Raw genomic sequence first — 4,938 nt, 5'->3', positions numbered from 1 at the left:
CGGGATTTGGATGTATACAAAATGGCGTTTGAGGCGGCTATGGTTGTATTTTCCCTGAGTAAAGAGTTTCCGCCGGAGGAGCGCTACGCTTTGACCGACCAGATCCGGCGTTCCTCGCGCTCGGTCTGCGGCAATCTGGCCGAAGCCTGGCGTAAAAGACGCTACCAGGCAGCTTTTGTGGCCAAGCTCAACGATGCCGAGGCCGAGGCAGCCGAAACCCAAACCTGGCTCGACTTTGCCGCTGCCTGCGACTACCTGAATTCTTCTGCAAGAGCCGACCTACGAACCATTTATAACAATGTGATCGGCAAACTGGTAATCATGATTCAAAACCCTACCCCTTGGATCGTGCGATGATGCCGTTCCCCCCTCTCCCTAGCTCCCCCTCTCCCCTGCTTTAACATGGTACCCTGCCCTTACTGTGCCTCACCCCTACCGCCCCAGGCCACCGCCTGTCCGGCCTGCGGGATGGGGGTAGACCTGCACGGGGTACACCACCTGCCGTTGGGCACCCGGCTCAAAAACGGGCGATACACCCTGGGTAAGGTGCTGGGACAGGGAGGGTTCGGCATCACCTATCTGGGGGCCGATACCCACGAGAACCGGCCCGTGGCCATAAAGGAACTTTTTCCCGAGGGCACCTCCCGCCGGCCCAACTCCCGCCAGATACTGCCCTCGACCGGCCTGGCCGGGGCGGGCTTCCTGGAGATCATGCACAAGTTCGAGGAGGAGTACGAGGTCACCCGTAAGCTCCACCATCCGGGTATTGTGCAGGTCTTCGATATCTTCGAGGAGAATGGCACCGCTTACCTGGTGATGGAGTTTTTGAAGGGCCAGACCCTGGGCAAGCGAATCGAGAAGCAGGGCCGGCTTTCCGCCAGCGAGGTGCAGGGTATTGCGCTTAAGCTGCTCGAGGCGCTGGAAGTGGTGCATGGGGCCGGCATGCTGCACCGCGATATCAAGCCGGACAATGTGTTTTTGCACCAGGATGGCCGGGTGGTGCTGATTGATTTTGGTTCGGCGCGGCAGTTTGCCCGCAATAAGACCGTGAGCCACACCCGTCTGGTCACACCTGGCTACGCACCCTTAGAGCAGTATGGCACTGCCGGCAAGTTTGGCCCTTATACCGACATCTATGCCCTGGGAGCCACCCTTTACCATGCGCTGCTGGGGGAGGTTCCCCCTGCCGCCACCGACCGGATCCAGAGCAACCAGCCCCTGCGGCTGCCGCGCGAGACCCCCGATGGCCTCGAGACCGCTGTCAACCGCGCGCTGGAAATCCGCGTAGACCAGCGCCCACAAAGTGTAGCCGAGTTCCGCAGCTTGCTGCAGGGAGGGCGTTCCCGACCCGCCCCTGCGCCTAAACCCGCACCGGCCCCCATCCCTGCTACCGGCAGCCTTTCAATCCGGGTGAGCCCGCCCCAGACCGCCGTGCGACTGCAAGGCCCCAACAACTTCCAGCGGGTGGTACAGGGTGACACCGACCTGCGGGGATTACCCCTGGGGGCTTATACCCTGTATGCCGACGCCAGGGGCTTTCAGCCGCAGCAAGTTAAGGTACAGCTCCGCACCGGCAACCACCTCGAGGCCCGCTTCACCCTGGCTCCCGTCCAACGCCCAGCCCCAGCGCCCGCCCCCAGACCGGTTCCCCAACCCCAACCACCCCCCACCCCCACCCCAAACCCAACCCCCGATCCAGCGCCAGCGCGGTCGGCGACCCCCAGACTGCTCAACCTCCGGCTCAACCTGCTCACGCTGGTCGCTTTTCTGGCCCTGTTTTATGTGTTCTTCGAGGTGCGTCCCCTCACGCTGCAAACATTCCTGCAGCCAGTGGACGAGCAGCTACAGCGCGACTTCAATACCCTGGTGCCTGGCTTCCCTGAGGCCTTCCCCTGGCTGCGAGCCGGGTTCTACTCCGCAATTGTGCTGGGGGTTTTCTACACTTTGAGCTTTCTGGTAACCCAGGTGGTCTGGCTGCTGCCCCTGGGAGTGCTGGGAGGCGTGGGGCTGCTCATCTACAACAATATGTTGCTACCCGAACAGGGGGCCATGGCAGCCGTCATCCTGGGGGCCGTTTATTTGGGGGTATTGCTTCTGGAACGCCTGAGCGTCCCGTTGGCCATTATTCTGGGCCTGGTGGCGGCTTTTCGCTGGGCCGACCCCGCCCAGGGGGAAATTCTCGAGCCCGGCGGCATTGTGGTCGCCGTGCTGATTCTGTGTTTTGGTGGTATCGTTCGCCTGACCCGCGAACGGCGAAGAGAGGAGCGTACTCCATGATCGTGTGTAAGGTATGCGGAACCGAGAATCCCGATGGAACCCAGTACTGCGAAAGCTGCGGGGTCGAGCTTACCCCGGAAGCCACCCAGGCTCCAGCCCCAGAACCCGTCGTCACCCAGACTGCGGCCCCAGAACCTGTCGTTACCGAGACTCCAGCTCCCACACCCGCCGAGACCCAGCCGGCACCCGAAGCCGCGCCCACCGAGCCCACACCCGCGACACCTGCAGCATCCGCTTTCCGGCCCGGCCAACTCATCTTCAAGCGCTTTGGCGCCCTCACCACCGACACCATTCCCCTGCAAGGCCCGCGCCTGGTGGTTGGGCGCTTCGATGCCTCCACCGGCCCGGTAGAAATTGACCTGACCGGGGTGGCCGGGGCCGAAAATATCTCGCGCCGTCACGCGGAACTGTTTTTTGATGGGGTCTGGAAAGTGCGCGACCTGGGTTCCACCAACGGCGTGTTCATCAAACGGGCCGGGGAGGATGCCTACTCCCCCCGCCTAGTCGAGCCCAGCGAGATCAAGGATGGCGACGAGCTGGCCTTTGGCAATGTGATCCTGGTCTTTAAGGAGGGCTAAGATGCCAGACGAGCGTCCTGTGGACGAACAGGACACCCAGGAGATTCTGCAAGCCGAGGCCGAGGGCATGACCCATGCCGACATGGGCCTCCCTCCCGAGGAAGAGGTCGCCCCCGCTGCAATGGAACCCCCCACTCCCCCACCAGCAGCACCAGAGGGGGAATTCCTGGAGGAAACCATCCTGCCCTCCACGGTGGAAAACCATGAACTCCGCCCTGGCTCCACCCACACCTGGGGCAGCCTGACCTTTACGGCAGGCAGCGCCTATCTGGGCGGCTGGATCACTGCCAGCCAGAGGGAGACCCGGCTTCTGGTCAAGCCCCGGCAGGAGGGCAGCCTGCTGGCTGGGCTGGGCAATCACCGCCTGCTGCCCAGGTTGGTCTACACAGGCCCCGAAGGGGTGGCCCTCGAGGCCAGTGAGGGCGATCCCATCGGACAGCCCCTTTCGTTGTCACAGGCCCTCGAGGTGGTGCAGCCCCTGGCCCAGCTGGTGTATTTTCTGGAGCTTAAGGGCCTGGCCCTGGTAGACCTGGAACCTCGAGCCCTCCTGCGCACCCCCCAGGGTTTGGGGCTGCTTCCTCCTCCCCGTCTGGCCCGCCTCGGCGAGCGGGCCGGACTGATCTGGCGCGAGGGGTATACCCCACCAGAAATCCTGGCCGAGGCCGCCGTCAACGCCAAGACCGGGGTGTACCTGTTGGGAGCATTGTTGTTCGAATTGCTGAGCGGAACCGCGCTACCCGCCGAAGGCCCCAGCCCACTGCTGCTCAGCGGAATTCCCCTGGCCGGGGTGCCGCAGGTGCTAAACCAGTTGTTGGCTTCGGTGAAGGAGCGCCCAACCCCCCAACAGGCCATCGCATTGCTTAAGGGTTTGAGCCGTTCGCCCGATCCGGTGCTGGAACTCGGGGCCGCTACCAGCGTGGGCCTCAACCCGACCCGCCCGGTCAACGAAGACTCCTACTCCTACCGCCTCGAGCGCTTCCAGTCGCACGGCAACCCCACGCTGTGGCTGCGGGCCTGCGTCTCGGACGGGATGGGCGGCATGGCTGCCGGTGAGGTGGCCAGCCAGGCCGCTGTAGAGGCTTTTGTGGCCGGTAGTCCGCCCCACCCCCTCGACGATCCCAAAGCCCAGGCCGACTGGGCCATCCGGCTGGTCTGGGATAGCAACCAGGCCGCACTGGATGCCCTGGCCGGGCGTGATGGCGGCTGTACCCTCACGGGCGTGCTGCTGGTGGGAACCCGCTACGCGCTGGCCCACGTGGGAGACTGCCGCGCCTATCGGTGGATCCGTGGGAGCCTCGAGCAGCTCAGCCAGGATCATTCGCTGGTAGCCAGTCTGGTGGCCAGCGGCATGATTACCCCCGAAGAAGCCCAACATCACCCCGACCGCAACCAGGTTTTGCGCTCGCTGGGCAACCTGCGCCAGCCGCAGCCGGATTACGTAATTTCGCTGGAAACCACGCTGGGCACCCCTGCTGCCCACCTGGAGGCAGGCGAAACGTTGCTGCTGGTTTCGGATGGGGTCTGGGGTGAGGTGAGCGACCCGCAAATAGCCGCAATTCTCACCAGAACCTCCAGCCCCCAGGCTGCCGCCGAGGCCCTGGTGCAAGCCGCACTGGATGCCGGTGCGCCGGACAATGCCACCGCGCTGGTAATCGTGCGCAGGGCCTGATCGGAAAGGAGCACCGTGGCCCCGCTACTGGGTTTGCGATCCTGCGAGCTACCCCTAACCGGATGGTGTAGCGGCCCAGCCAGCTTTCAAATCGGCCTGGCGGGTGGGTCTCACCACCAGCCCTTACGAGGCCGGGGAAGCATGGGTTCTGCATGGCCATGCCCTGGGGTATGCACTGCCCTTCGCACCCAAGCGAGCCCCCCATCGGCTCGGCCAAAATCTGCCAGGTCGGGGTGGCGGGCATCGCGATAGACACGCAGAAACCCAGTCGGGCAGCGAGCGGCCCTCAAACCCGGGGTTTACTCGAGCCAGGGATCGAGGAACCAGAAGTTTAAACCTATCAAAAACGTACCATCAGATACAACGCCTTTGGCATCCCACTTCGTAGAAGGTTCGGTCCGTGCTAGAAGAAGT

The 4,938-nt window shown here is 63.8% G+C and carries 4 protein-coding genes; all 4 read left to right on the top strand.

Going from position 1 to position 4,938, the window contains the following annotated elements; genetic code table 11:
* On the top strand, positions 1 to 357 hold a 357-nt coding region (locus tag Q0288_RS04715), incomplete at its 5' end, for a four helix bundle protein (RefSeq protein WP_299427942.1).
* Positions 358 to 402: 45 nt separating this feature from the next.
* Positions 403 to 2,277: a protein kinase gene (locus tag Q0288_RS04710; protein WP_299427939.1), complete on the top strand. Its 1,875-nt coding sequence runs from the start codon at positions 403 to 405 to the stop codon at positions 2,275 to 2,277.
* Positions 2,274 to 2,855, top strand: coding sequence for an FHA domain-containing protein (locus tag Q0288_RS04705; RefSeq protein ID WP_299427936.1), 582 nt, complete (start codon positions 2,274 to 2,276; stop codon positions 2,853 to 2,855). The genes Q0288_RS04710 and Q0288_RS04705 overlap by 4 nt, the downstream gene beginning before the upstream one ends.
* Before the next feature lies 1 nt (position 2,856).
* The gene (locus tag Q0288_RS04700; protein WP_299427933.1) at positions 2,857 to 4,524 is read left to right on the top strand and encodes a PP2C family serine/threonine-protein phosphatase; all 1,668 of its coding nucleotides are present in this window, start codon (positions 2,857 to 2,859) and stop codon (positions 4,522 to 4,524) included.
* Positions 4,525 to 4,938: the final 414 nt, after the last annotated feature.

This window comes from uncultured Meiothermus sp. (assembly GCF_937863175.1).
Lineage (GTDB): Bacteria > Deinococcota > Deinococci > Deinococcales > Thermaceae > Meiothermus.
Note: the sequence above shows the minus strand (reverse complement) of the source record. Positions and strands in the feature narration are given on the sequence as shown.

Bases quoted from the DNA above. Each gene is read 5' to 3' on its own strand.
- Q0288_RS04710 (WP_299427939.1), top strand. From the start codon at position 403: ATGGTACCCTGCCCTTACTGTGCCTCACCCCTACCGCCCCAGGCCACC.
- Q0288_RS04705 (WP_299427936.1), top strand. From the start codon at position 2,274: ATGATCGTGTGTAAGGTATGCGGAACCGAGAATCCCGATGGAACCCAG.
- Q0288_RS04700 (WP_299427933.1), top strand. From the start codon at position 2,857: ATGCCAGACGAGCGTCCTGTGGACGAACAGGACACCCAGGAGATTCTG.